This is a genomic window from Rhizobium sp. HT1-10 (assembly GCF_049472505.1).
GTDB lineage: Bacteria > Pseudomonadota > Alphaproteobacteria > Rhizobiales > Rhizobiaceae > Rhizobium.
In genome coordinates this window covers 477,261-498,631 of record NZ_JBCEBQ010000001.1, presented here as the reverse complement: position 1 = coordinate 498,631, position 21,371 = coordinate 477,261, and the positions used below count along the sequence as shown (strand labels likewise).

The following is a 21,371-nucleotide window of genomic DNA, read 5'->3' as shown; positions in this document are numbered from 1 at the left end:
CGGGATGTCCACTGGAGGGCGGTCCAACTGGTCGGCTTGGATTGGTGAATGGGTAGATTTAGTCTAGCCGCACAAGCACAAAGCACGGTTTCAAAACGAAAACACCCGGCGCTGGGGACAGCACCGGGTGTGGCAGGTCGAGCCGTGTCGGAAAATTACTTCGTCGCCGTTTCGTACATTTCCAGCACGTGATCCCAGTTGATCAGGCTGTCGATGAAGGCCTCGAGGTATTTCGGGCGGGCGTTGCGGTAGTCGATGTAATAGGAGTGCTCCCAGACGTCGACGCCGAGGATCGGGCTTGCGCCGTGCACCAGCGGGTTCTCGCCGTTCGGGGTCTTGGAGATTTCGAGCTTGCCGTTCTTGACGGAGAGCCAGGCCCAGCCGGAGCCGAACTGGGTCGTGCCGGCAGCGGCGAAATCGGCCTTGAACTTGTCATAGCCGCCGAGATCGGAGGCGAAAGCCGTTTCCAGCTTGCCGGGCAGCTTGTTGCCGCCGCCGCCCTTCTTCATCCACTTCCAGAAATGGATGTGGTTGTAGTGCTGGGCGGCGTTGTTGAAGAGACCGGCATTCGTGCCGAACGACTTCTTGACGACCTCTTCGACCGACAGGTCGCTCATGCCGGCTTCGGCGGCGAGCTTGTTGCCGTTGTCGACATAGGCCTTGTGATGCTTGTCGTGGTGAAACTCGAGGGTTTCCTTCGACATGAAGGGGGAAAGCGCATCGTAGTCATAGGGAAGTTCAGGCAATTCGAAAGCCATGGTCTTGTTCTCCTGTTGGCAGGTGAGGCGGAACATAGGATCGGAACCGGCATCAGGCAACCGCAGAATTGCCGAAAATCGGGCAGCCTGCGCAAAATGCTTCTTGTTTCAGCGAGATGGCAGCAGCGGGATGGCAAGCGTCGGCGCCACGCCCAAGTTCGCCGCCTTCCAAGGATAAGGCGATTTTGTGGCAGGACCGCAATTCCACCGTATTCGTCGTTTAGGGGTTTCTACTGTTGTTGTCGCTGCTCTGTGGCGGCGGCGACAGATCGCCTTTCGTGGCAGCCTGGCCAACCTGCTGCATCACCGCCGGCGACCAATCGAAGGGCATCCCACCCAATATCAACAGACCACAGGATTTCGCTGCCAGGCGGATCGCGCTGTGGCGGAAAGCATAAATCCCCATGCCAGCGCATCGTTTCCCCGTCGGCCAGTCCGTTCGTCTGAAGAGCCGCCAGGGCCTGTCGCCGATGGCCGCCGACACCTACCGCGTCATCGCGCTTCTGCCGGCTCGGGATAACTCGCCCCAGTACCGCATGCGCAACGACGAGGTGGCGCAGGAACGCGTCAGCCTCGAGCGCGATATCGAAGCCTTTGACCTGCCTGCCGAAACGGCCGCCGAATAGGCCTGGCCGACACGACCCGAGTTTTGCCGCGCCCTGAAACCCGCGTTGCTTCGGCATCCGATGCCAGTGCGGCATCGGCGCGCGTGACGAGCCCGTCTCCGCCTTCCCCGGCGGAGCGCTTGCAACAGACGCGTATGCCGGGCGTCAGAGCGTTTGCAGCACCTCGTCGTGGGTCGAGCCGGCGATAAAGCAGTGAGCGGCCTCGCCGAGCATCTGCAGAAACGCCCCGTCGCTGTTGATCGTCCGATGATCCCGCTCGAAAGCCTGCAGGTCTTCGTGTTGCGCGTACCAGAAGATGCGGGTCGGATTGCCTGCGAGCGGCCGGCTCACAACGATGTTGATGGCATGCTTGTCTTCGATATGTTTCGCCGCCCTTGCGACGAAGGTGAATGCATCGGCGACTTTTCCAGGCGCGATCGCGGCGCTGCGTATCCAGGTGATCATGGGGGCTCCTTGCCAGTGTCCCGGGGTTCTGCCGGTGGAAAGACCAATAGCCGTGGCTGCTGCCAGATTGTGTCAGCAGTGGTCGAGGGACACGACGTCGGTAGCCACCGCTTCGCGGAGTTGCTATATCGCCTTCGAACCAAAGGATGGATCGATGGCACGCAAAGCATTATTCTGGTTTGGTCTGTTGCTCGTCATTGCCGGCCTGACATGGGCCGCCCAGGGCAGCGGCTATTTTCCCTATCCCGCCAGCAGCTTCATGATCGACCAGCGCCCCTGGATATTCCGGGGCGCGATGACGGCGCTTTGCGGGGCTCTTGCCATCGCCTGGTCGCGGCGGCGCTGAGCCGCAGCGCCGGGGGTCGGCCGTTGCAGCGCCTCCGCCCCCGTGGTCGCTCCGACTGACGGCACCCTCCCCTTTCGACGGAACGGCTCATGCGCATCTTCCTAGTCCGCCACGGCGAATCACTCGGCAATCTCGACGGCCACGCCTATCGTGAATTCGGCGACCACAACGTGCCGCTGACCCTCTGGGGCGCGCGGCAGGTCAAAATTGCCGGTCGCGCCATTGCCAGCTATCTCGACAAGCTGCCTGACAGCTCGGCTTCCAAATTACAGGTATGGTATTCGCCCTTTCTCAGGACCCGCCAGAGCAAGGACGTGTTGCTCTCCACCCTGCCCGCCGACAGCATCGGGACCGTGCGCGAAGACTATCTGCTGCGCGAGCAGGATTTCGGCCTGTTTACCGAGATCTATCAGCATGCCGAGCAGAAGCAGCAGTTTCCGCAGGAATTCGAACGCTGGGCGAGGCTGCGCAGCAACGGCGCCAAATTCTACGTGCGTCCGCCGGATGGCGAGAGCCGCGCCGACGTGGCGCAGCGTACGCGGCTGTTTCTGCAGACCATCATGCATGAGGTGGCGCTCGGGCATGACAACGTCGTCATTGTCGGCCATGGCGTGACCAACCGTGCCTTCGAGATGAACTTCCTGCAGCACCCGGTCGCCTGGTTCGAGGCCTCGGACAATCCGGGCAATGCCGACGTCACGCTGATCGAGGGCAACGGCGCCGTGGGCTACAGTTCGACGCTGCTTCACAAGGCGGTCGACCGGCAGGTGGGCGACGACGCGTCGCGCGCGGCCTATGACGGGTCGATGGCAGACGCTTTGCCGGACGGCGTGTGAGGGCTTGGGTATTTGGCTGCTGACGGCCATGCGGGCTGCCGACGGAGCCCGGTCTCCGATGACAGACTGACGCGACGTTTGCCGGCCGATCCGACCTTGGCAGGCCGCGCAGCCTCGGCGTAGATAGCGGCTCGCGTCTGGAGCCTGTCATGTCCGAATCCCATCTCATCCTCGATCGCCTGCACCGGCTGGTGGCGGAAGACCGGCGGCCGCAGGCACCCCTGTCGGCGCGCCGGGGTGCGTCTTCGCTCTTCTCCTTCGTCACCCACAGCCGCGAGCGGATCGCCGGGGCGGCCTTCTCGCGCCTCTCCATCGTCGTCATCGTCGAGGGATCGAAGGAACTCCTCAGCATGGGCCGGCAACAGCGCTTCGCAGCCGGCACGATGCTCGTGCTGCCGCCCGGCTGGTCCGGCGATGTCGTCAACGATCCCGATCCGGCAACGGGTGCCTACCGCGCCATCTTCATCGATTTTCCCGACGCGCTGGTGCGCCGCGCCGAGGCTGCCTTTCCGCCTCCGCGCGGACCATTCCGTCTCGACTTGGCGCTGGACGCCGCGTCGATCGATGCCATCCACCATGCCGGCGACGGTCTCATGGATGCGTGCCTGCCGGCGCCGCTGGTCGAACACCGGGTGCTGGAAATCCTGATGGTGCTCGGCATGCGGGGCGCCCTGCCGGCGCGGGCTGAAACCACGGCGGAAGCTGTGAGCGCGCTGGTACGCTGGCAGCCCGACCGCGCCTGGACGGCCGACCGGATCGCCGCAGAACTCGGGACCAGCAACGCCACGCTCCGCCGCAGGCTAGGGCTGGAGGGAACGTCACTGCGCGCGGTGATCGCGGCGGAACGCATCGCCCGGGCGGAGACCATGCTGACGGAAGACGGTCTCAGCCTGCGGGAAGTAGCGCTTGCCACCGGCTACCGGTCGCCACGCCGCTTCGCGGAGCGCCGGCGCGCTGTACACGGCAGCGCCGACGGCGTGGTTTAAGCGTTTGCATCCGCGATTTGAGCGTTTCGGTACGGACAGGATTGCCGCCGGTTTGATAGGCACTGTTTCGTCATCCTTGAAGGGGCTAAGCATGCAAACCACCCAACCGCCCATCGGCCAGTTTCTGAGGTCTGCCGCAATGATGATCATTGCCGGCGTGACCATTGCTCCCGCCCCGGCGCTTGCCGCCGACCTCGCCGTCAGCTTCGGCAAGAGCGAGCCGGGCCGCATGCTGCCGCCGCAGAATGCCGCCTGCCTCATGCGCCAGGGCAAATTCCGTGCAGGCGCCAACGAAAGCCCGTCGATCTCCTGGTCGAAGGGGCCCGCGGGCACGAAGTCCTATGCCTTGACGATGATCGATCCGGACGTGCCGGTCGATCGCAGCGGCTTCAACAAAGAGAGCGTGGTGATCGCCGAAACGGCGCCGCGCGAGACGTTCGTGCACTGGGTGCTTGCCGACATCCCCGCCGATTTCAATCACCTGCCGCAGGCGATCGACGGTAACGGCCTGGTCAAGTCAGGCCTGCCGCTGAAGCGCACCGACCATGGACGGCGCGGCCAGAACGGCTTCGGCGAAGGCTCGCTCAAGAACGGCCCGCAGGGCGGCTATCACGGCGCCTGCCCGCCCTGGAACGACCAGCGGATCCACCACTATCGCGTCACCCTCTATGCGCTCGACGTCGAAAATCTGGCGCTGCCGGAAGCCTTTACCGCCGCCGACCTCATGAAGGCGGCCGATGGCCATATCCTGTCGAGCGGCACTGCCGAACTGCGCTACACAATGAATGCAAGGGCGAGGGAATGAACGAGACAGCCGACACAGCCGCGAACACGGGCGAAGTGACGGCGCACTGGATGCGCAACATGATCGTCTGCCTCGTCGGCTCCTTCACGACCATTGTCGCGATGACGCTGCTGCTGCCCTTCCTGCCGCTCTATGTCGAGGAACTGGGCGTGACCGACAAGGCAGGCATCGTCCAATGGTCGGGCATCGCCTATGGCGCCACCTTCTTTGCCGCCGCCTTCGTCGCGCCGATCTGGGGCCGGTTGGGCGACATCTATGGCCGCAAGCTGATGCTGGTGCGCGCCAGCCTCGGCATGACGGTTGCCATCGGGCTGATGGGCATGGTCGACAGCGTCTGGCAGCTGGTGGCGTTGCGGCTGTTCACCGGGCTTGCCGGCGGCTATGCGTCGGGCTCGATGGTGCTGGTGGCAACCCAGACGCCAAAACATCGGGTCGCCTGGGCGCTGGGCATGGTGTCGTCCGGCATCATGGCCGGCAATCTTGTGGGTCCGCTGATCGGCGGCGCGCTTCCCGCCATCATCGGCATCCGCAACACGTTCCTGGCGGCAGGCGGGGTGATTTTTCTGACGTTTCTCGCCACCTCCTTCCTGATCAAGGAACAAAAATCCGCCGCCCGCAAAAAGGCCGCCAAGGCCAGCGGCGGCTGGAGTTCGATCGAGGATAAGCGGCCGGTCATCGCCATGCTGGCAACAGGCATGCTCTTGATGCTCGCCAACATGTCGATCGAGCCGATCATCACCGTCTATGTCGCCGACCTCATCGACAACCAGGCCAATTTGACGCTGATCTCGGGTGTGGTCATGTCCGTGGCAGCACTCGGCAGCGTGCTGTCGGCCTCGCGGCTCGGCAGGCTTGCCGACCGCATCGGCCACTGGCCGGTCATCTCAGGCGCGCTCGGCATCGCCGCGCTGCTGCTGATCCCGCAGGCCTTCGTGACTGATGCCTGGCAGCTGATTGCCCTGCGTTTCCTGATGGGGGTGGCGCTCGGCGGGCTGCTGCCCTGCATCGCCGCCGTCATCCGCCACAGCGTGCCGGATGCCGCCGCCGGCGGCATCCTCGGGCTCTCCACCTCGTCGCAGTTCGTCGGCCAGGTGGTCGGCCCGGTGCTCGGCGGCTTTGTCGGCGGCCATATCGGCATGCGGGCGGTGTTCCTCGGCACCTGCGTGCTGCTCGCCGCAGGCGCGGTCTACAGCTGGATGGTCAGGCCGCGCGGCAAGGGACCGATGGCAGATTGAGCAAGGCCGGGCTGGCGAATATGCGACATGCCCGCAGTAGGCTCAGCCCCAATGGGCATTGCAATCTAAGCGCGTTTAATTTCTAATCCGCTGGTGCACGTGACGGCGTCTGGATTGCCGTCACAGACAGCATTGCAGCGGAAGCAGACGTGCCAAACCAGCTGGCGCATCGGAGACGATGGGCCTCTCCGACCAGGCGAAGGCCTCGCTGTGAACTGGAGATGATCTATGTGGTGGATACCATTTAGCATCACGTTAACAGTCAGGAAAAACCGGACAGGCTGGCAAGTGACTGTCCGGTTTCATCTGATCGCGTAATGAAGAGAGGGGTAGGCGAAAGCTTATCCCTCACTCCAGCACAATATAACCTTGAATCTTTGGACAGACAAGATGTGCCTTCTTGCGAAGGCGTCCTTCCGGCCAACCGCTATTTGAAATCCTTGGGCGTCAGGAGATAGGAACTCCGGCGCGTTGCGGCATAGGCCTTGCTGGCGACGGACTGGATACCACTGCGCTTGGCATCGAAGGCGGCAAGGTAGCCGGCCTCGGTGTTGGCGCCCGCGAACACGTCGACATCGACGAAGAGCTGAACCTGGAACATGCCGTCATGGCCCAGGAAACGAACGCGGCGGCCGGTTTCGTCGTAGCTGCGGCTGGCGTTGGGAAAGGTGAGCGACATCAATATACCTCTGAGAACCGGCCCGGTCGCCTTGAAGAAGCCGGGACCAGGCATTGTCGCCTGTTCTCCATGCCATCCGGAAAGCCGCTTGCAGCAAGCGGAACGTGGAATTCGCGTCACCCTAGCATGTTCGGGTCTCTACCGGTGGTTTATTCGACGCGCCGCCTCACCTTTCCAGCGGCTGACTTGAAAACCAGACCTCAGGATAGACGGCTATGGCGGTCTCGTCGGGCGGTGTCGTCGCGGTCGTTCGGAGCGAGCGGATGGAGCGCGCCTCCGCCGGGGTCTTTGGCACCCATGAGGCTACAATCTCACGGGATGCGCCGATGCAGGGAATGAACCAGGAGGGGGCAAGCGGCTCGACGCTGAAACCCGTGGCCTCGGCACGCACCAGAAGCGTCAAGCCGATCTCCTCGCTCGGCCGCCAGGGAAAGATCAGCCGTCCGCCCGGCTTCAGTGCCTTCAGCCATCCGACCGGCGGTGCCGAGACACCGGCGCTGACATAGACGATGTCGGAGGCGGTCAAGGAAGCGCGAGTAGCATCGGCGTTGACCACCTCGACGCTCTCGAAGGGCCTCAGATTGTGGCGCGCCCTCTCCGCCAGTTGCGCGTCGAGCTCGAAGGCTGTCACCCTGCCGCCCGGCAACGCCAGCAGCGAGAGGATCGCGGTATAGTAGCCGGTGCCGGCCCCGATGTGGGTAATCATCTCTCCGCGTTGTGGCGACACGGCGCCGATCCAGGCCGCATGCAGAAAGGGCTCGCCATTGTTGATGCCCTTGGCGCCGTCGAGCGCGACGAGACTGTTTTCGTAGAGATAGACAGGATCGGCGCTCGGTGTTTCCAGGTAGTTCCGATCGCGAACCCAGACCTGCCACGGGCCGGGACCGAGAAAGGCTTCGCGCGGCACGAGTTCGAAAATGCGCTCCAGGCGGGGATCCCGCGACTTGCTGACGGCCGCCATGCGCTTGGCAAAAAAGCCGCGGATTTCTTCCAGGCTGGCACGATTGCTTTTCATGCGCTCCTCCATGCCAAGTCGGTCGACACGCCGCCGATTTGAGTTCTTGCCCTGCCGTCCGCAGACCGCATGCACGGGCATCGACGTCGCCACCAGCCCATCATGCCTTTCAAGAGGCGTTCGCACAACGGCGACGATGCTTGCTCCGGCTGTTCATCCTTCAGGGCGCTTGTCAGCCGACGATGCCCCGGGCGATGACCTCCTCGATCAGGCGTTCGAGATCGGCATCCGAAATCTCCACCATCGCGCACAGCCTGCCGTCGACCAGGAGGGTCGCCAGGCCGTGCATCAGCGACCAACGGGTGCTGGCCATGACCAGGGTCTGGAACCCAGTCGGATCGACTGATGCGACAGGTTCGGGCATCCCTTCGTTCAAAAGAGCATAAGCGGCGGCACCGGCCGAGGACAGCACCGGCGACGACCAGTCCAAGCGCTCGGACCGGAACATCAGCAGGAACACGCCCGGATGGTCCCGCGCAAAGCGCACATAGCCACGGGCCAAGGCCTGCACGCGCTTGCGCGGGTGCGGCTCGGCCAGTTCCCCTTCCAGCGCCGTGCGCAGGCGGACGAAGCCGGATGCCGCCAGCTCGGTCAGCAAGCCGGTGATATCGCCGAAGTGATGGGAAGGCGCGGCGTGCGAAACCCCCGCCTCCCGCGCCGCCGCCCGGAGCGTCAGGCCGCCGATGCCATCGCGATCGAGAATGGCTTCGGCGGCAGCGAGCAAAGCCGGCCGCAGCGCGCCATGGTGATATGTCTGCGTCATGAACCAATCCTTACACTGACAAGATTGCGCTTGACGAGAGGCATGATCGAATGCCAGATATCTTTACGGTGTAAAGATTGCGGGTCGTGACCGCTGGAGGAAGCGAAAATGAGCGAGCCGACTGTTTATGTGTCGATCACAGGCCTCCAGCTGAAGGCCCGGCGCCATACGGTCCGGTTCTGGTGGCTCGCCATCCGGTCGATGATGCAGGCGCGACAGGCCAAGGGCAACATCTCGACCGATGCGCGCCAGATCAACCGCGTCCACCACACCCTGACAGTCTGGACCGATGAAGCAGCCATGCGCCGCTACCTCGTCGCCGGCGCCCATTTGCAGGCGATGAAGGCCTTCGGCTCGATCGCAACAGGCAAGACACTCGGCTACTACGCGGAACGCGTGCCGGATTGGTCTGAGGTGCACGAGCTCTGGCGCACGAAAGGCAGAACGGTCGGCCCGCCGGAGGGTCGCACCGCCTGACCTCTCGGGCCGCCTCCCCATCCTCGCCTGTCAGGCGGCGAATTGAGCGCGGGTCTGGGCTCTCCGGGACCCCTGCTCAACGGGCTCGATCCTGAACATCGAAATCAGTGTTGCCAGCTGCTCCGCCTCGTTGGAGAGCCCATGGCTTTCCGCCGTCGTTTCCTCTGCCATGGCGGCGTTCTTCTGGGTCAGCTGGTCCATGTCGCCGATGGCGATGTTGACCTGGTTGAGCGAATCCGCCTGCGACTGGGCCGAGGCGGTGATGGTTGCGACGATGTCGTTGATCTCCGAGACCCTTCCCGCGATCTCATCCAGCACCTGGCCGCTGTTGCCGACCAGCGCCACGCCTTTTTCGACCTGCGCGTGAGAATTCGTCACCAGATCCTTGATTTGCCGCGCGGCATCGGCCGTGCGCTGGGCAAGACCGCGCACTTCGGCGGCCACCACTGCAAAGCCCTTGCCGGCATCACCGGCGCGCGCGGCCTCGACGCCGGCATTCAGCGCCAGGAGGTTGGTCTGGAAGGCGATGGCGTCGATCACGCCGATGATCTGGTTGATCTTGGCCGAAGCCTGTTCGATGTCTTCCATCGCTTCGATGGTCTGGCGAACGATGACGCCGGAGCGTTCCGCATCCATCTTGGCCATTTCCACGACCTTGTGCGCGTGGTGGGCCCCGTCTGCGGTGTTGCGCACGGTGCTGGTGATTTCGCTGAGGGCTGCTGCGGTCTGCTCGAGGCTGGCGGCCTGGTGTTCGTTGCGCTGGGCGAGATTGTCAGCCGCATTGCTCATCGCCGCGCCACCGCCGCGAATGACATGCACCGACCGCGTCACCTTGGCCATGCTGTGCTGCAGCTTCTCGACAGCGCGGTTGAAGTCCTCTCTCAGTTGCTCGTAGGCGGGTGGATAGGGCTCGTTCAGGCGCACGGTGAGATCGCCTTCGGCCAGAAGGTTGAGCCCGGCGGCAATGCCGGCGACGATCTGCTTCTGCTCGGCCGCGATACGGGCGGCATCGGCCGCCAGTTGCTGATCGGCGAGCCTTCGATCGTGTTCGGCGGCCTCGCGCACCGTCGTCTGGCTGGCCTCCAGGGCTAGGATTTCCTTGTTCCTCTCCGCCAGGCTGAAAGCGAGGGTGGCATCCGCCTTGGCCTTGTTGAGGGAACGGCGCAGCAGGGCCCAGGCGCCCAATATCAGCATGCCGGTGGCGACGGCAAAGAGATAGCCCAACCGCTGGAAGGTATCGATCTGCCTGACTGCGTCGCTGCCGAGAAACTCCGCCCTCGGCCGGCCGGCCCACAGCCGAAACTGCCGGGCCGGGTCCTTGGTCGGCACCGTCAAGACTTCGGAATAGATGAGCGTGGCATCCGGCACGGCATTTGCAACGCTCTCCATCGACTGCGATTGCTGGCCTTTCTTGGTCGCGAGGAACAGCCCGTGGCTGGCGGTATCGATGAGGGCCGCATCCGTTTCCGGCAGGAGGCCCCGGATCGCGCTGTCGAGCATGATCGCGCTGATCGTGCCCTTCAGCAAGCCGTCCTCGCCGTAGAAGGGCACGGAGTAGATCGGGCCGCGGCGATCGGCGTCCTCATGGGTCTTTTCGTAGACGTGGTTGTCGCAGGTGATCAGCGAGCCGATGGAAAAGAAGGGGATTTCGGATTCCGTGCTGGCAACCAGCTTCGGCGCGATCGTCCGGAGCTTGGCCATCTGCGCCTGCAGCGCCCGGTATTCGTAGATCTCGACGGCCTCCGGCGCCGCCGGATCGACCGGCTCCTCCTCGACCTCCGTCTGGAGGCCCATGCGGATCTTGTCGATCATCAGGATCGGCGCTTCTTTCTCACCGGTCTTCGGATCGATCTTTTCCGGGTCAAGATCGGCCGGCACGACGTAGATTTCGGATACCGCGACATTGTCGGCAAGATTATTGAAAATCTGCTGCACCGCCTGGCGCCCCTCGACCGGCAGGTTCTCTGCATGCCGATCAATTCGCCGGACACTGGCCAGCAGGCTGATCGTCCGCAGGTTCTGATAGATCTGGTCGAATGAGGCAGCGACCGCCTTGGCCGCGAGTTCGGTTTCGTCACGGGCGTCCGTGAGATAAGCTCGCAATGCCGCGTCCCTGTCTTCCCCGACCTTGACGGACACAGCATAAGCAATCGCGGCGCTGACAGCCACCGCGCACATGATTGCCACGACCGTCGCCAGCGGACCCCGAAGCCAAGACAGCATCATTCCCTCCATCGAGCACCGCCGACTCAACTTAAGGTAATTTGCATATGCTTAATAAAGGATTTACTAAGCTAACGTCAGTTTTGTGATGGCCGATCCGGTTGCTGTGACCCGTCTGCTGACGCCCCTTCAGGGTGGCGGTGCCGGTCAAGAGGACGCGCTGCAGCTGCCCGGCATCTTGAACATTCCTATATAGAGAGGGCAGTTGGGCTCGTTGGACGATGACACCACCCAAGGGGCGGAGGCAGCCTGCTCCCATCATCACCCGTTGACTTGAACAGTCTTTCCCACGATAGGACGGGGCCGCAAAATGCGGTATCCGCCAGCCAAACCACAACAGGAGCGTGATCGTGAGCGAACTGACCGTAGCCGAAGCAACAAACCGCATTTATGAATCGCTCCACGCGGACAATGCCGACATCGACACGCATATCGCCAATCTCAAGGCTGCCTTGGCGCAGGCCGGCGTGAAAGAGGCTGTGTTCGACCCGACCAAGCTCGTGCACAGCAATCGCTCCGGCAGGAAGCTGATGCAGGCCTATTTCCGCCAGCGCGGCGTGACGGTGACGTTTGCGGCTTGAGCGGGTCGGGCGATCAGCAAGACCGTAACGCAAGGGTCGACCGGATTGCGTGTCGAGCACGAAGCCATTAATTTTCTTTGACCCAGGCCTGACCGAGCGCCCCTGACCGGGGCTGTTGGATACCCTGAAGGAGATGAGCCATGTTCACCCACGTGATGATCGGCAGCAACGACCTTGAGCGGGCGAGAGCCTTTTACGACGCCACCTTCGCAGCGCTGGGCGGCAAGCCCGGCGAGATGGATGAAAGGGGCAGGATGATCTACGCCCATGACGGCGGTCGCCTGATGATCACAAGGCCGATCGACGGCAAGCCGGCAACGTCGGCCAACGGCGGTACAATCGGTATCGCCGCAGCAAGCCGCGAGCATGTTCAGGCGTGGCACGAGGCCGGCACCACGTATGGTGGCACGGCGATCGAGAGCCCGCCATCAGAGCGCCCCAACGGATCCTTCGTCGCCTATCTTCGCGATCCCGACGGAAACAAGCTTACGGCCCGGTCTCAGCCGACACGGTAAGATCAGCGTCATCCACATCTGCACGCGTTCGCCGGTCGGCGAGCGCCCTGCCGCTCAATCCGCCTCACCTCCGACCTGCCGCCCCCTCTACTCGTCGCTGGCTTTGCGCGAGTGGGCCCAGTCCAGGTAGATCTCCAGCGCCTTGCGGGTGACAGGAGCGTCGCCGAAGTCCCGATCGTCCAGACGGTTTACGCCGACTATCTTGGAATAGTTGCCGCTGGTGAAGATCTCGTCGGCGGCCATGAAGTCCTCCACCGATAGCGTCGCCTCGTGGACGTCGAAGCCCGCCTGCCGCAGGAGGCCGATGATGCGGGCGCGGGTGATGCCGGCGAGGAAGGTGCGGTTGGCAATCGGTGTGAACACCGCGCCGTCCTTGACCATGAAGACATTCGAGGATGCCGTCTCGGCGACATTGCCGTTCATGTCACGGGCAAGCGCATTGTCGAAACCGCGGCTGCGCGCCTCGGCGATCATGCGGCCGCTGTTCGGATAGAGAGAGCCGGTCTTGGCATCGGTCATCGCCGTTTCCGGCGTCGGGCGGCGGTAGGGAGAGACCGTCAGCGACGATGGCCTCGCATTGTTCATCGGCGCCTCGAACAGGCAGAGCGCGAAGCGGGTCGATTCGGGATCGACGGTAACGACGCTGGTCGGCATGCCGTGTTCGCCCCAATACATCGGCTTGATGTAGAGCGCCGACGTGCCGTCGAATTTCCTGACGCCCTCGAGCGCCAAAGCCTCGATCTCGTCAGCCGTCTTTGTCGCCTTCAGACCCATGGCCACGGCCGATCTGTTGACCCGCTGGCAATGCAGGTCGAGATCGGGGGCTATCCCGTCGAACCAGCGGGCGCCGTCGAACACGGTCGAGGCCAGCCACATGGCATGCGAGGTCGGCCCGATCAGCGGCGGATTGCCCGGCAGCCATTCACCGTCCACATAGGTCCAGGTGTAAGAGCGTGGCGATGTATCGACGGCCATGATTGTCTCCTTTAGTGCGGTGAAAAGACAAGACCCGGTGGCGGTCGGGAATCAAGAGGAATTTGCAGAGGCGCGCCGTTCGCAACAAAGCACGCATGCGGGCGCCCGCTGCGCAATTATCCTGCGCGGATCATATGCCGCGTGAATTGAAGCATCAGCAAATATGATCGGCCGGACGGTGGCAGCCTTGGCGTCGGCATGCCATCATGATTCCAGCACGACAGACCACAGGACCGGTACACCCATGCGCGCCATGTACTACGAAGCCTTCGAAACGACGCCAGAAATCCGCACCCTGCCCGACCCGACGCCGACGGAAGATGGTGTCGTCATCGCCGTCGGTGCCAGCGGGCTGTGCCGTAGCGACTGGCATGGCTGGATGGGGCACGATCCGGACATTGCCCTCCCCCATGTTCCGGGCCACGAGCTGGCCGGCAAGGTGGTGGCGACAGGACGTGGGGTCGTCCGTTTCAAGATCGGCGACCGCGTTACCGTGCCCTTCGTGTCCGGCTGCGGCCATTGCGGCGAGTGCCACTCCGGCAACCAGCAGGTTTGCGCCAACCAGTTCCAACCCGGCTTTACCCATTGGGGCTCCTTCGCCGAATATGTGGCCATCGATTACGCCGATACCAATCTGGTACACCTGCCCGAGACGATCGAGGACACGACGGCGGCGAGCCTCGGCTGCCGCTTTGCGACCTCCTTCCGCGCCGTCACGGACCAGGCAAAGACCAAGCCGGGCGAATGGATCGCCGTGCATGGCTGCGGCGGCGTCGGCCTGTCGGCGATCATGATCGCAACGGCTTTGGGCGCCAATGCCATCGCCATCGACCTCTCGGACGAGAAACTGGCCTTTGCGCGGGAATGCGGTGCCGTGGCAACGATCAACGCCAGCACGGTCGCGGATGTCGCCGAGGCGGTCCGCGAGATCACCGGCGGTGGCGCGCATGTCTCCATCGACGCGCTCGGCCACCCCACCACCTGCTTCAACTCCATCCGGAACCTGCGTCGTCGCGGCCGGCATGTGCAGGTCGGGCTGATGCTCGGCCAGCATGCGACGCCGCAGATACCGATGGCCCAGGTGATCAGCCAGGAACTCGAGATCTACGGCAGCCACGGCATGCAGGCCTGGCGATACGACGCCATGCTCGCCATGCTGTCGGCCGGCAAGATCGCGCCGCAAAAGCTGATCCAGCGCCATGTCAGCCTTGAGGAAGCCATCCCGCTGTTAACGACGCTGGATCGAGCCGAAGGGCTCGGCATCAGCGTGATCACGCGGTTTTGAGGATCGCTGCCCTGTCAAGAAAAGGCGTTTTCGCCACTGTCTGATGTCGATGGGTGGTGGCAGGGCGGCTCTGGTTCGCGCCTGATGGTTTACTGTCACACGCCGGTCTTGGGGGCCATGATAGCGATAGGCAACAAGGGCCTAAGCGTTTTCGAGCGGCGTGCTTGCCAAAGATGGCAGAGCGCCGGGGCGAGAGCCAATGACTTCAGTTGCGGGTTCCGACCCGTGAAAGCGACGCAGGGCAGACCGTCCGTATGACCATGGCCGCGCGGTTGCCAAGGCGGAGCGAAGGGTTTAACGGACGCGTCCTCAAGAAGAAAAACAAGAAAGCGACATCATGTCCAACTCATCCCCTGCCGATGCGGCAGCCACGGCCAAGCCGCTCTTCGTGCTTGGCGACCACGTCCAGCGCCAGGCCCGCCTCGAAGGTACCTGGCTCAACATCTTCGACGTCACGGTTGCGGCCGGCGGCGGCACGCCGTTGCACAGCCATGCCAGCCCGGAAGTCTTCCGCATCCTGGAGGGCACCCTGACCGTCCAGCGGATGACCGACGCCGGCATCGTCGAAACCGAAGCCCAGGCCGGTGACATCATCTCGATTCCCGGCAACGTTCCGCATGGCTACCGCAATAGCAGTCCCGAGGCTGTCGTATTTGCCGCCGTCATCGACAAGGACATGGCCACCTACTTCGAAGTCGCCGATATCGGTTCCGAGAGCGAGACCAAGGCGGAAGCCGAACATTTCGTCGACGCGGCCGAAGCCCATGGAATCCACATCCTCGCTGCCTAACCGGCCAGCTGGATTGTTTTGAACATGAGGGCAGCCGTCCGTGGGATGTGCTGCCCTCATTGCATCGACCGGCTTTATGATCGAAGAGCCTGCCCTTCCCTCCGCATTGCTTTTCCCGTCTGCGAAATACCTACGCCGGGCGCTTTTCGGCCTGGTGCAATGGCTCTGTCCCAAGCTTTTGCGCTGCGGCCCCTTGCCAAAAGGCCGCTCGACCGCCAAATTGCAGCCATGCCCGAGAGCGACCCGTCCAGTACCAGCCTGCCCCATGCCGAGCGCGATATGCCGGCAGACGATGGCGGCGACCATTGTAGACCCAGTTACCCTGGGAACCATCACGCCTTAGCCGAGACCACAGCATCCGACAGACGTCCGATGCGGAAAACCCGGCGCGCGCCGGCCTTCTCGGCAACTCCATCCCATCCAAACCATCAACAGGGGAGTGGCCGGTCTGCAATGACCGCGGCCGCCAGCACCGAGCTATGATTTTCGACTGGATTTCCGACCCTTCCGTCTGGGTCGGTCTTGCCACCCTGATCGTTCTCGAGATCGTCCTTGGCATCGACAACCTCGTTTTCATCGCCATCCTTGCCGACAAGCTGCCGCCGCATCAGCGTGATGCGGCCCGCCGCATCGGCCTTGGACTGGCGCTTGCCATCCGCCTCGGGCTGCTCGCCTCGATCGCCTGGATCGTGACGCTGACGACGCCGCTGTTTTCGATCCTCAACTTCGGCTTTTCCGGGCGCGATATCATCCTCATCATCGGCGGCGTGTTCCTGCTGTTCAAGGGAACGATGGAACTGCACGAGCGGCTGGAGGGGCACGAGGACGAGAAGGAAAAGAAGCTCGTACACGCCGTCTTCTGGCAGGTGATCGTGCAGATCGTCGTGCTCGATGCGATCTTCTCGCTCGACAGCGTCATTACCGCCGTCGGCATGGTGCAGGATCTGGCGGTCATGATGATCGCCGTGATCATCGCCGTCGGCTTCATGCTCGTCTTGTCGAAGCCGCTGACGCAGTTCGTCGCCAAGCATCCGACCGTCGTCATCCTCTGCCTCGGCTTCCTGATGATGATCGGCTTCTCGCTGATCATCGAGGGCTTCGGCATCCATATCCCGAAGGGCTATCTCTATGCGGCGATCGGCTTCTCCGTCGTCATCGAGGCCCTGAACCAGCTGGCGCGCCACAGCAAGGAGCGGTTGATCACGCCGAGCAACATCCGCGAACGCACCGCCGACGCGGTGCTTGGTCTCCTCGGCGGCAAGCGCTCGCAGGGCACGCTCGGCCAAACCACCGACCTGATCGCCGAGCAGTCGGCCGAGGCAGAGGTATTCTCGAGCGAGGAGAAGGACATGATCCAGGGCGTGCTGACGCTCGCCGACCGCTCCGCCCGCTCGATCATGACGCCGCGCATCGACATCGACTGGCTCGACCTCGACAAGCCGCCAGCTGAACTGCAGCAACTGATCCTCGACGTCGGCCATTCGCGCTTCCCGGTCGCGCGTGGCAGCCTCGACAACTTCATCGGCATCGCCAGTGCCCGCGATCTGTTGCGCGATATCCTGAAGGACGGCGTCATCGATCTCGCGCGGTCCATCCGCCAGCCGCTTGTCGTGCACGAGAGCATTACCGCGCTGAAGCTGATGGAGCAGCTGCGCCAGTCGAACCAGGCGATCGCCGTCATTCTCGACGAGTACGGCGAGATCGAAGGCATGGTGACGACCACCGACCTGCTCGAGGCCATCGCCGGTGAATTTCCCGACGAGGACGACGAAAAGCTGACAATCGAGCGGGGTGACGACGGATCGCTGACCGTCGACGGCTGGATCGATATCCGCCAGGCGTCGAAGCTTGTCGATGCCGACCTGGTCGACGAGAACGACCGCTATTCGACACTGGCCGGCTTCATTCTCTGGCGCCTCGGCCATCTGCCGCAGGAGGGGGAAACCCTGCTGGCGGACGACCTCGATTTCGAAATCGTGAAGCTCGAGGGTCGCAATATCGCCAAGATCAGGATCAGACGAAGCCGCGTGCCGGCGTGACGTCATGCCGGTGTCCCGGAAGGCGCCGATGGATGCGGCATCACAGGGAGACGTCGCATGGCATGGTCGGCTACACAGTATGTGAAATTCGAGGATGAGCGGACGCGCCCGGCGCGCGACCTGCTCGCCCAGGTGCCGTTGCAAGCGATCTCGCGCGCCGTCGATCTTGGCTGCGGTCCTGGCAATTCTACCGAACTCATCGCCGAGCGCTATGGGGCGGCAGGGGTTTCCGGCCTCGACAGCGATCCCGACATGCTGGAAAGCGCGCGGCGGCGCATGCCGGGGACCTCATTCGTCCAGGCGGATATTGCCAGCTGGCAGCCGAGCGAGCTGGCCGACCTGCTCTTTGCCAATGCCGTCTTCCAGTGGCTTCCGAACCATCTCGACATCCTCGAGCGGCTGATGGACCGGCTGTCTCCCGGCGGCGTGCTGGCCGTGCAGATGCCGGACAATCTCAACGAACCGACCCACCTGTTGATGGAAGAGACGGCCATGGCCGGCCCTTGGCGCGCGGCATTCGAGGCAAAGAGCGTCCGCCGCAAGCCGCTCGCCGATCCCTCCATCTACTACGACCGCCTGATCGCCAAGGCGGCGCGGATCGATATCTGGCACAGCATCTACAATCACCCGATGGCCAATGCCGAGGCCATCGTCGAATGGGTGAAGGGCACGGGCCTGCGCCCCTATCTGGACGCGGCCGGTGACACCAACCGCGACGCCTTCCTTGCCGATTACCTCGCCCGCATCGCCAATGCCTATCCGCCGCTTGCCGACGGAAAGGTTCTGCTGCGCTTCCCCCGGCTGTTCATGATCGCCGTCAAGCCGCTCTAGCCGGACGGGTCTCCGCGAGTCCAATCCAGCGGAACTCTCCGAGATTCCGGGCGTGGACTTCCCTTGAGATACTCGCTAAGGTTGCCATAATTGGATATTGTAACTTTTATTTTTTGTAGTAACAATAAATGGCGATCATCTTCGACCCGGCGAAGAGAGACAGGGCGCTTGCGGATCGCGGCGTCGATTTCGCCCGATGCGGCGAAGTTTTTGACGGCGAAACGCTGACAAGGGAGGATGATCGTGCCGACTACGGCGAACAACGGTTCATCACGGTTGGCTGGCTCGACGGGAGAATGGTGATCGTCGTGTGGACGCCACGCGACGGTCATGAGCGGATCATCAGCATGAGGAAGGCCAATGACCGAGAGCGAAAAATCTATAGAGCAAGAATGGCAGGACCCTGACGATGCCCCTGACCTGTCCACGCCTGAGTGGATAGAGAAGTTCAGGAGCGTGCCCGTCAGGCGCGGTCGGCCGCTGATCGACGCGCCGAAGACATCGACGACGATCCGGCTGGACGCCGACATCATCGAGCGTTTCCGCAGCGATGGTCCCGGCTGGCAGTCGCGGATCAACGCGGCCCTGCGCGAATGGCTTGACCGACGGTAGGCGACAGCCCGGGGCAATGCCCCGGCTCAGACTGCCGCAAACCCTGAAGAAGCTTGTTTGACGAGAGCGACACCCCACTCTCCCTCATCCTCGCCCTTGTGGCGGGGATCCAGCGGCACGACGTCTGTCGGGCCAAAAGACTCTTTCAGCTCAAGGACTTGAGCTGACTGGATCCCCGCCACAAGGGCGAGGATGAGGGGAGTTTGGCAACCGCTCAATTTCCAGAGTCACCTGCGGAGTTGTTAGATAATACCTTGGTCAGTAGTCTGGGCCCGGTGCAATGCCCGGGCCGTCTCCATTTCAAATGCCGGGATGCCGGTCGACTAGATGAACTGGCCGAGCCCGGGGATCGAGCCGACCACTTCGTCGACAACCTCGTCACCGGCATGCTGGCGCGCCACCGCGATGGTTTCCTTGGCGAGCGACGAGATCTCGCTCATGCCGAGGCCCTCGCTCATCAATTGTTGCCCGAGCGCCATGATGCCGCCGCCGGCACCGACAGCGCTCATCAGGCCGCCGAGCAGCCCGCCGCCGCCGGTTTCGGCGCCATTGAACTGGGCCACCAGGTCCGAGGCGCCGGGAATGGAGGTAATCATCTTCGACACTGGACCGTCAGGCGCTTCGCGCTGAAGGAACCCCAGCATCATGCCAACGGCACGTTCGGCGACGTCGGGCGCTATGCCGACCTTGGCAGCGATCTGGTCTACGACTTCGTTCATGGGGCTCTCCTGGCCGTCTCATTTTCGATCTTCACAGGCTATTGGACTTGTATCGGCAACTCAAGGCGATCGGAACGGCAAGGGTCGTTTTCCCGGATAATGCGTGGGCGTTGCTGCAAACGGTTGTTCCGGTTGAAACGCGTCCATATAAGTGGACAGAATGTCGATAATTGCGGGCCGCCAAGGCCGCCGTTCCGCGTAGGGAGATGACGCATGCCTGAGGACATTGGACGGATCTTTCTCGGAGCCAGCCGCAAGCCGGACGACAGCATCAACGCCAAGGAATATCTGGAGCTGAAATTCGGCAACCGGCACGGTCTGGTGACAGGCGCCACGGGCACAGGCAAGACCGTGTCGCTGCAGGTCATGGCAGAAGGTTTTTCGCGGGCCGGCGTGCCTGTCTTCTGCGCCGACATCAAGGGCGACCTGTCGGGGATCGCGGCGCGCGGCGAGCCGAAGGACTTTCTCCTGAAGCGGGCCGAGGAGATCGGCCTTTCCCCTTACGAATTCGAGCAATTCCCCGTCATCTTCTGGGACCTCTACGGCGAAAAGGGCCACCGGGTCCGCACCACAATCGCCGAAATGGGACCGCTGCTGCTGTCGCGGCTGATGGATGCCTCGGAGGCGCAGGAAGGCGTGATCAACATCGCCTTCAAGATCGCCGACCAGGGCGGATTGCCGCTGCTCGACCTCAAGGATTTCCAGGCGCTGCTCAACTACATGGGGGAGAATGCGTCGGAACTGTCGAACAAGTATGGTCTGATCTCGAAGTCATCGGTCGGGTCGATCCAGCGTGGCTTGCTGGTGCTGGAGCAGCAGGGGGCCGAGCAGTTCTTCGGCGAGCCGGCGCTGAAGATCAGCGATATCATGCGCACCAGCCAGAATGGCTATGGCCAGATTTCGGTGCTTGCAGCCGACAAGCTGATGATGAACCCGCGGCTCTACGCGACCTTCCTGCTGTGGCTGCTGTCGGAGCTGTTCGAGGAACTGCCTGAAATCGGTGACCCGGAGAAGCCGAAGCTGGTGTTCTTTTTCGACGAAGCCCACCTGCTCTTCGACGATGCGCCGAAAGTGCTGACCCAGCGCGTCGAGCAGGTGGTGCGGCTGATCCGCTCCAAGGGCGTCGGCGTCTATTTCGTCACCCAGAACCCGCTCGATGTGCCGGATACCGTGCTCGCCCAGCTCGGCAACCGCGTCCAGCACGCGCTGCGCGCCTATACACCACGCGAGCAGAAGGCGGTGCAGAGCGCTGCCGAGACATTCAGGCCGAACCCGGATTTCGATTGCGCCACCGTCATCACCACGCTTGGCACCGGCGAGGCGCTGGTCTCGACGCTGGAGGCCAAGGGCGCACCGTCGATCGTCGAGCGCACACTGATCCGCCCACCCTCCGGTCGCGTCGGGCCGATCACCGATACTGAGCGCCAGAAGATCATGGCCAACAGCCCCGTTGCCGGCCAGTACGACCAGGATATCGATCGGGAATCGGCCTACGAGATCCTGATCGCCCGGGCGAGCAAGGCCGCCGATAGCGACGCCGCCAAGCAGCATCCGCAGGCCCAGCCCGCCGACAACGACAATGCCTCCGGCCGCTGGACCCTGCCGGGCTTTGGCGGCGACAAGGATGCGCCCAAGGAAAAGCCGACGGGACGGACCGGGTATCAGCGCGAAACGGTGATGGAGGCGGCGCTCAAAAGCGTGGCGCGGACAGTCGCGACCCAGGTCGGCCGGGCGCTGGTGCGCGGAATTTTGGGGAGCCTGAAGCGATAGACATCGCAGGGCCCGCGCAGCCGGAATGGGTCCTGACTTCTGAGCGCGATCAAAGCGCGGC

23 protein-coding genes and 1 pseudogene are annotated in these 21,371 nt (G+C 63.3%); 16 read left to right on the top strand and 8 right to left on the bottom strand.

From position 1 onward, the window contains the following. Window positions 1–155: 155 nt before the first annotated feature. A complete protein-coding gene (locus VH564_RS02460) occupies window positions 156–758 on the bottom strand; it encodes a superoxide dismutase (RefSeq protein ID WP_142824328.1) in 603 nt (200 codons plus the stop codon). Window positions 759–1,162: 404 nt separating this feature from the next. On the opposite strand from VH564_RS02460, the gene VH564_RS02455 reads away from it, so the two are divergent. After that, window positions 1,163–1,384, top strand: coding sequence for a hypothetical protein (locus VH564_RS02455; RefSeq protein ID WP_423338231.1), 222 nt, complete (start codon window positions 1,163–1,165; stop codon window positions 1,382–1,384). A gap of 144 nt (window positions 1,385–1,528) precedes the next feature. Here the strand turns inward: VH564_RS02455 and VH564_RS02450 are convergent, their stop codons facing one another. Then, window positions 1,529–1,828 (bottom strand): hypothetical protein, encoded by a 300-nt coding sequence (locus VH564_RS02450; RefSeq protein WP_423338230.1) that lies wholly within the window; start codon window positions 1,826–1,828, stop codon window positions 1,529–1,531. A gap of 154 nt (window positions 1,829–1,982) precedes the next feature. Here VH564_RS02450 and VH564_RS02445 point away from each other — a divergent pair, with 154 nt between their 5' ends. The 5 genes from VH564_RS02445 (at window position 1,983) to VH564_RS02425 (ending at window position 6,036) form a co-directional block, all read left to right on the top strand. Then, window positions 1,983–2,174 carry a hypothetical protein gene (locus VH564_RS02445; RefSeq protein WP_423338229.1) on the top strand — a complete coding sequence of 64 codons (192 nt, stop codon included), beginning with the start codon at window positions 1,983–1,985 and terminating at the stop codon, window positions 2,172–2,174. A gap of 89 nt (window positions 2,175–2,263) precedes the next feature. Next, window positions 2,264–3,010 carry a phosphoglycerate mutase family protein gene (locus VH564_RS02440; protein ID WP_423338228.1) on the top strand — a complete coding sequence of 249 codons (747 nt, stop codon included), beginning with the start codon at window positions 2,264–2,266 and terminating at the stop codon, window positions 3,008–3,010. 149 nt (window positions 3,011–3,159) lie between these two features. Beyond that, window positions 3,160–3,996, top strand: coding sequence for a helix-turn-helix domain-containing protein (locus VH564_RS02435; protein ID WP_423338227.1), 837 nt, complete (start codon window positions 3,160–3,162; stop codon window positions 3,994–3,996). A 91-nt stretch (window positions 3,997–4,087) separates the two neighbouring features. Next, window positions 4,088–4,801 (top strand): YbhB/YbcL family Raf kinase inhibitor-like protein, encoded by a 714-nt coding sequence (locus tag VH564_RS02430; protein ID WP_423338226.1) that lies wholly within the window; start codon window positions 4,088–4,090, stop codon window positions 4,799–4,801. After that, on the top strand, window positions 4,798–6,036 hold the full coding sequence (locus tag VH564_RS02425) for an MFS transporter (RefSeq protein WP_423338225.1): 1,239 nt from the start codon (window positions 4,798–4,800) through the stop codon (window positions 6,034–6,036). The genes VH564_RS02430 and VH564_RS02425 overlap by 4 nt, the downstream gene beginning before the upstream one ends. Before the next feature lie 427 nt (window positions 6,037–6,463). Here VH564_RS02425 and VH564_RS02420 read toward each other — a convergent pair whose 3' ends face one another. From VH564_RS02420 to VH564_RS02410, 3 genes are all read right to left on the bottom strand, one after another. Further along, window positions 6,464–6,715 carry a DUF1488 domain-containing protein gene (locus VH564_RS02420; protein ID WP_423338720.1) on the bottom strand — a complete coding sequence of 84 codons (252 nt, stop codon included), beginning with the start codon at window positions 6,713–6,715 and terminating at the stop codon, window positions 6,464–6,466. Between the two features lie 166 nt (window positions 6,716–6,881). Further along, window positions 6,882–7,730 (bottom strand): protein-L-isoaspartate O-methyltransferase family protein, encoded by an 849-nt coding sequence (locus VH564_RS02415; protein WP_423338224.1) that lies wholly within the window; start codon window positions 7,728–7,730, stop codon window positions 6,882–6,884. 172 nt (window positions 7,731–7,902) lie between these two features. After that, window positions 7,903–8,493 carry a TetR/AcrR family transcriptional regulator gene (locus VH564_RS02410; RefSeq protein ID WP_423338223.1) on the bottom strand — a complete coding sequence of 197 codons (591 nt, stop codon included), beginning with the start codon at window positions 8,491–8,493 and terminating at the stop codon, window positions 7,903–7,905. Window positions 8,494–8,601: 108 nt separating this feature from the next. On the opposite strand from VH564_RS02410, the gene VH564_RS02405 reads away from it, so the two are divergent. Next, complete coding sequence (locus VH564_RS02405; protein WP_423338222.1) at window positions 8,602–8,970, top strand: hypothetical protein; 369 nt, start codon at window positions 8,602–8,604, stop codon at window positions 8,968–8,970. Window positions 8,971–9,000: 30 nt separating this feature from the next. Here the strand turns inward: VH564_RS02405 and VH564_RS02400 are convergent, their stop codons facing one another. Further along, window positions 9,001–11,193 (bottom strand): methyl-accepting chemotaxis protein, encoded by a 2,193-nt coding sequence (locus tag VH564_RS02400; protein ID WP_423338221.1) that lies wholly within the window; start codon window positions 11,191–11,193, stop codon window positions 9,001–9,003. Window positions 11,194–11,540: 347 nt separating this feature from the next. Here VH564_RS02400 and VH564_RS02395 point away from each other — a divergent pair, with 347 nt between their 5' ends. Together VH564_RS02395 and VH564_RS02390 are read left to right on the top strand one after the other, a co-directional pair. After that, window positions 11,541–11,774: a hypothetical protein gene (locus tag VH564_RS02395; protein WP_423338719.1), complete on the top strand. Its 234-nt coding sequence runs from the start codon at window positions 11,541–11,543 to the stop codon at window positions 11,772–11,774. Between the two features lie 140 nt (window positions 11,775–11,914). Then, entirely contained in the window at window positions 11,915–12,289 is a 375-nt protein-coding gene (locus tag VH564_RS02390; protein ID WP_423338220.1) for a VOC family protein, read from the top strand. Between the two features lie 87 nt (window positions 12,290–12,376). Here VH564_RS02390 and VH564_RS02385 read toward each other — a convergent pair whose 3' ends face one another. Continuing rightward, the gene (locus VH564_RS02385; RefSeq protein ID WP_423338219.1) at window positions 12,377–13,264 is read right to left on the bottom strand and encodes a branched-chain amino acid aminotransferase; all 888 of its coding nucleotides are present in this window, start codon (window positions 13,262–13,264) and stop codon (window positions 12,377–12,379) included. Window positions 13,265–13,508: 244 nt separating this feature from the next. Between VH564_RS02385 and VH564_RS02380 the strand changes: the two genes are divergently transcribed. The 6 genes and pseudogenes from VH564_RS02380 to VH564_RS02355 form a co-directional block, all read left to right on the top strand. After that, window positions 13,509–14,549, top strand: a complete 1,041-nt coding sequence (locus VH564_RS02380) for a zinc-dependent alcohol dehydrogenase family protein (protein ID WP_423338218.1) — start codon at window positions 13,509–13,511, stop codon at window positions 14,547–14,549. 337 nt (window positions 14,550–14,886) lie between these two features. Beyond that, window positions 14,887–15,339 carry a cupin domain-containing protein gene (locus tag VH564_RS02375; protein WP_423338217.1) on the top strand — a complete coding sequence of 151 codons (453 nt, stop codon included), beginning with the start codon at window positions 14,887–14,889 and terminating at the stop codon, window positions 15,337–15,339. Window positions 15,340–15,818: 479 nt separating this feature from the next. Continuing rightward, window positions 15,819–17,378, top strand: coding sequence for a TerC family protein (locus VH564_RS02370; protein ID WP_423338216.1), 1,560 nt, complete (start codon window positions 15,819–15,821; stop codon window positions 17,376–17,378). Between the two features lie 57 nt (window positions 17,379–17,435). Beyond that, window positions 17,436–18,209, top strand: coding sequence for a trans-aconitate 2-methyltransferase (tam, locus tag VH564_RS02365; RefSeq protein ID WP_423338215.1), 774 nt, complete (start codon window positions 17,436–17,438; stop codon window positions 18,207–18,209). 128 nt (window positions 18,210–18,337) lie between these two features. Then, window positions 18,338–18,616, top strand: a complete 279-nt coding sequence (locus VH564_RS02360) for a BrnT family toxin (RefSeq protein ID WP_423338214.1) — start codon at window positions 18,338–18,340, stop codon at window positions 18,614–18,616. Between the two features lie 13 nt (window positions 18,617–18,629). Continuing rightward, window positions 18,630–18,821: pseudogene (locus VH564_RS02355) on the top strand (BrnA antitoxin family protein); the annotation flags it as partial. A 323-nt stretch (window positions 18,822–19,144) separates the two neighbouring features. Here VH564_RS02355 and VH564_RS02350 read toward each other — a convergent pair. Then, window positions 19,145–19,540 carry a hypothetical protein gene (locus VH564_RS02350; RefSeq protein WP_423338213.1) on the bottom strand — a complete coding sequence of 132 codons (396 nt, stop codon included), beginning with the start codon at window positions 19,538–19,540 and terminating at the stop codon, window positions 19,145–19,147. A gap of 213 nt (window positions 19,541–19,753) precedes the next feature. On the opposite strand from VH564_RS02350, the gene VH564_RS02345 reads away from it, so the two are divergent. Then, window positions 19,754–21,310, top strand: coding sequence for a helicase HerA-like C-terminal domain-containing protein (locus tag VH564_RS02345; RefSeq protein WP_423338212.1), 1,557 nt, complete (start codon window positions 19,754–19,756; stop codon window positions 21,308–21,310). Window positions 21,311–21,371: the final 61 nt, after the last annotated feature.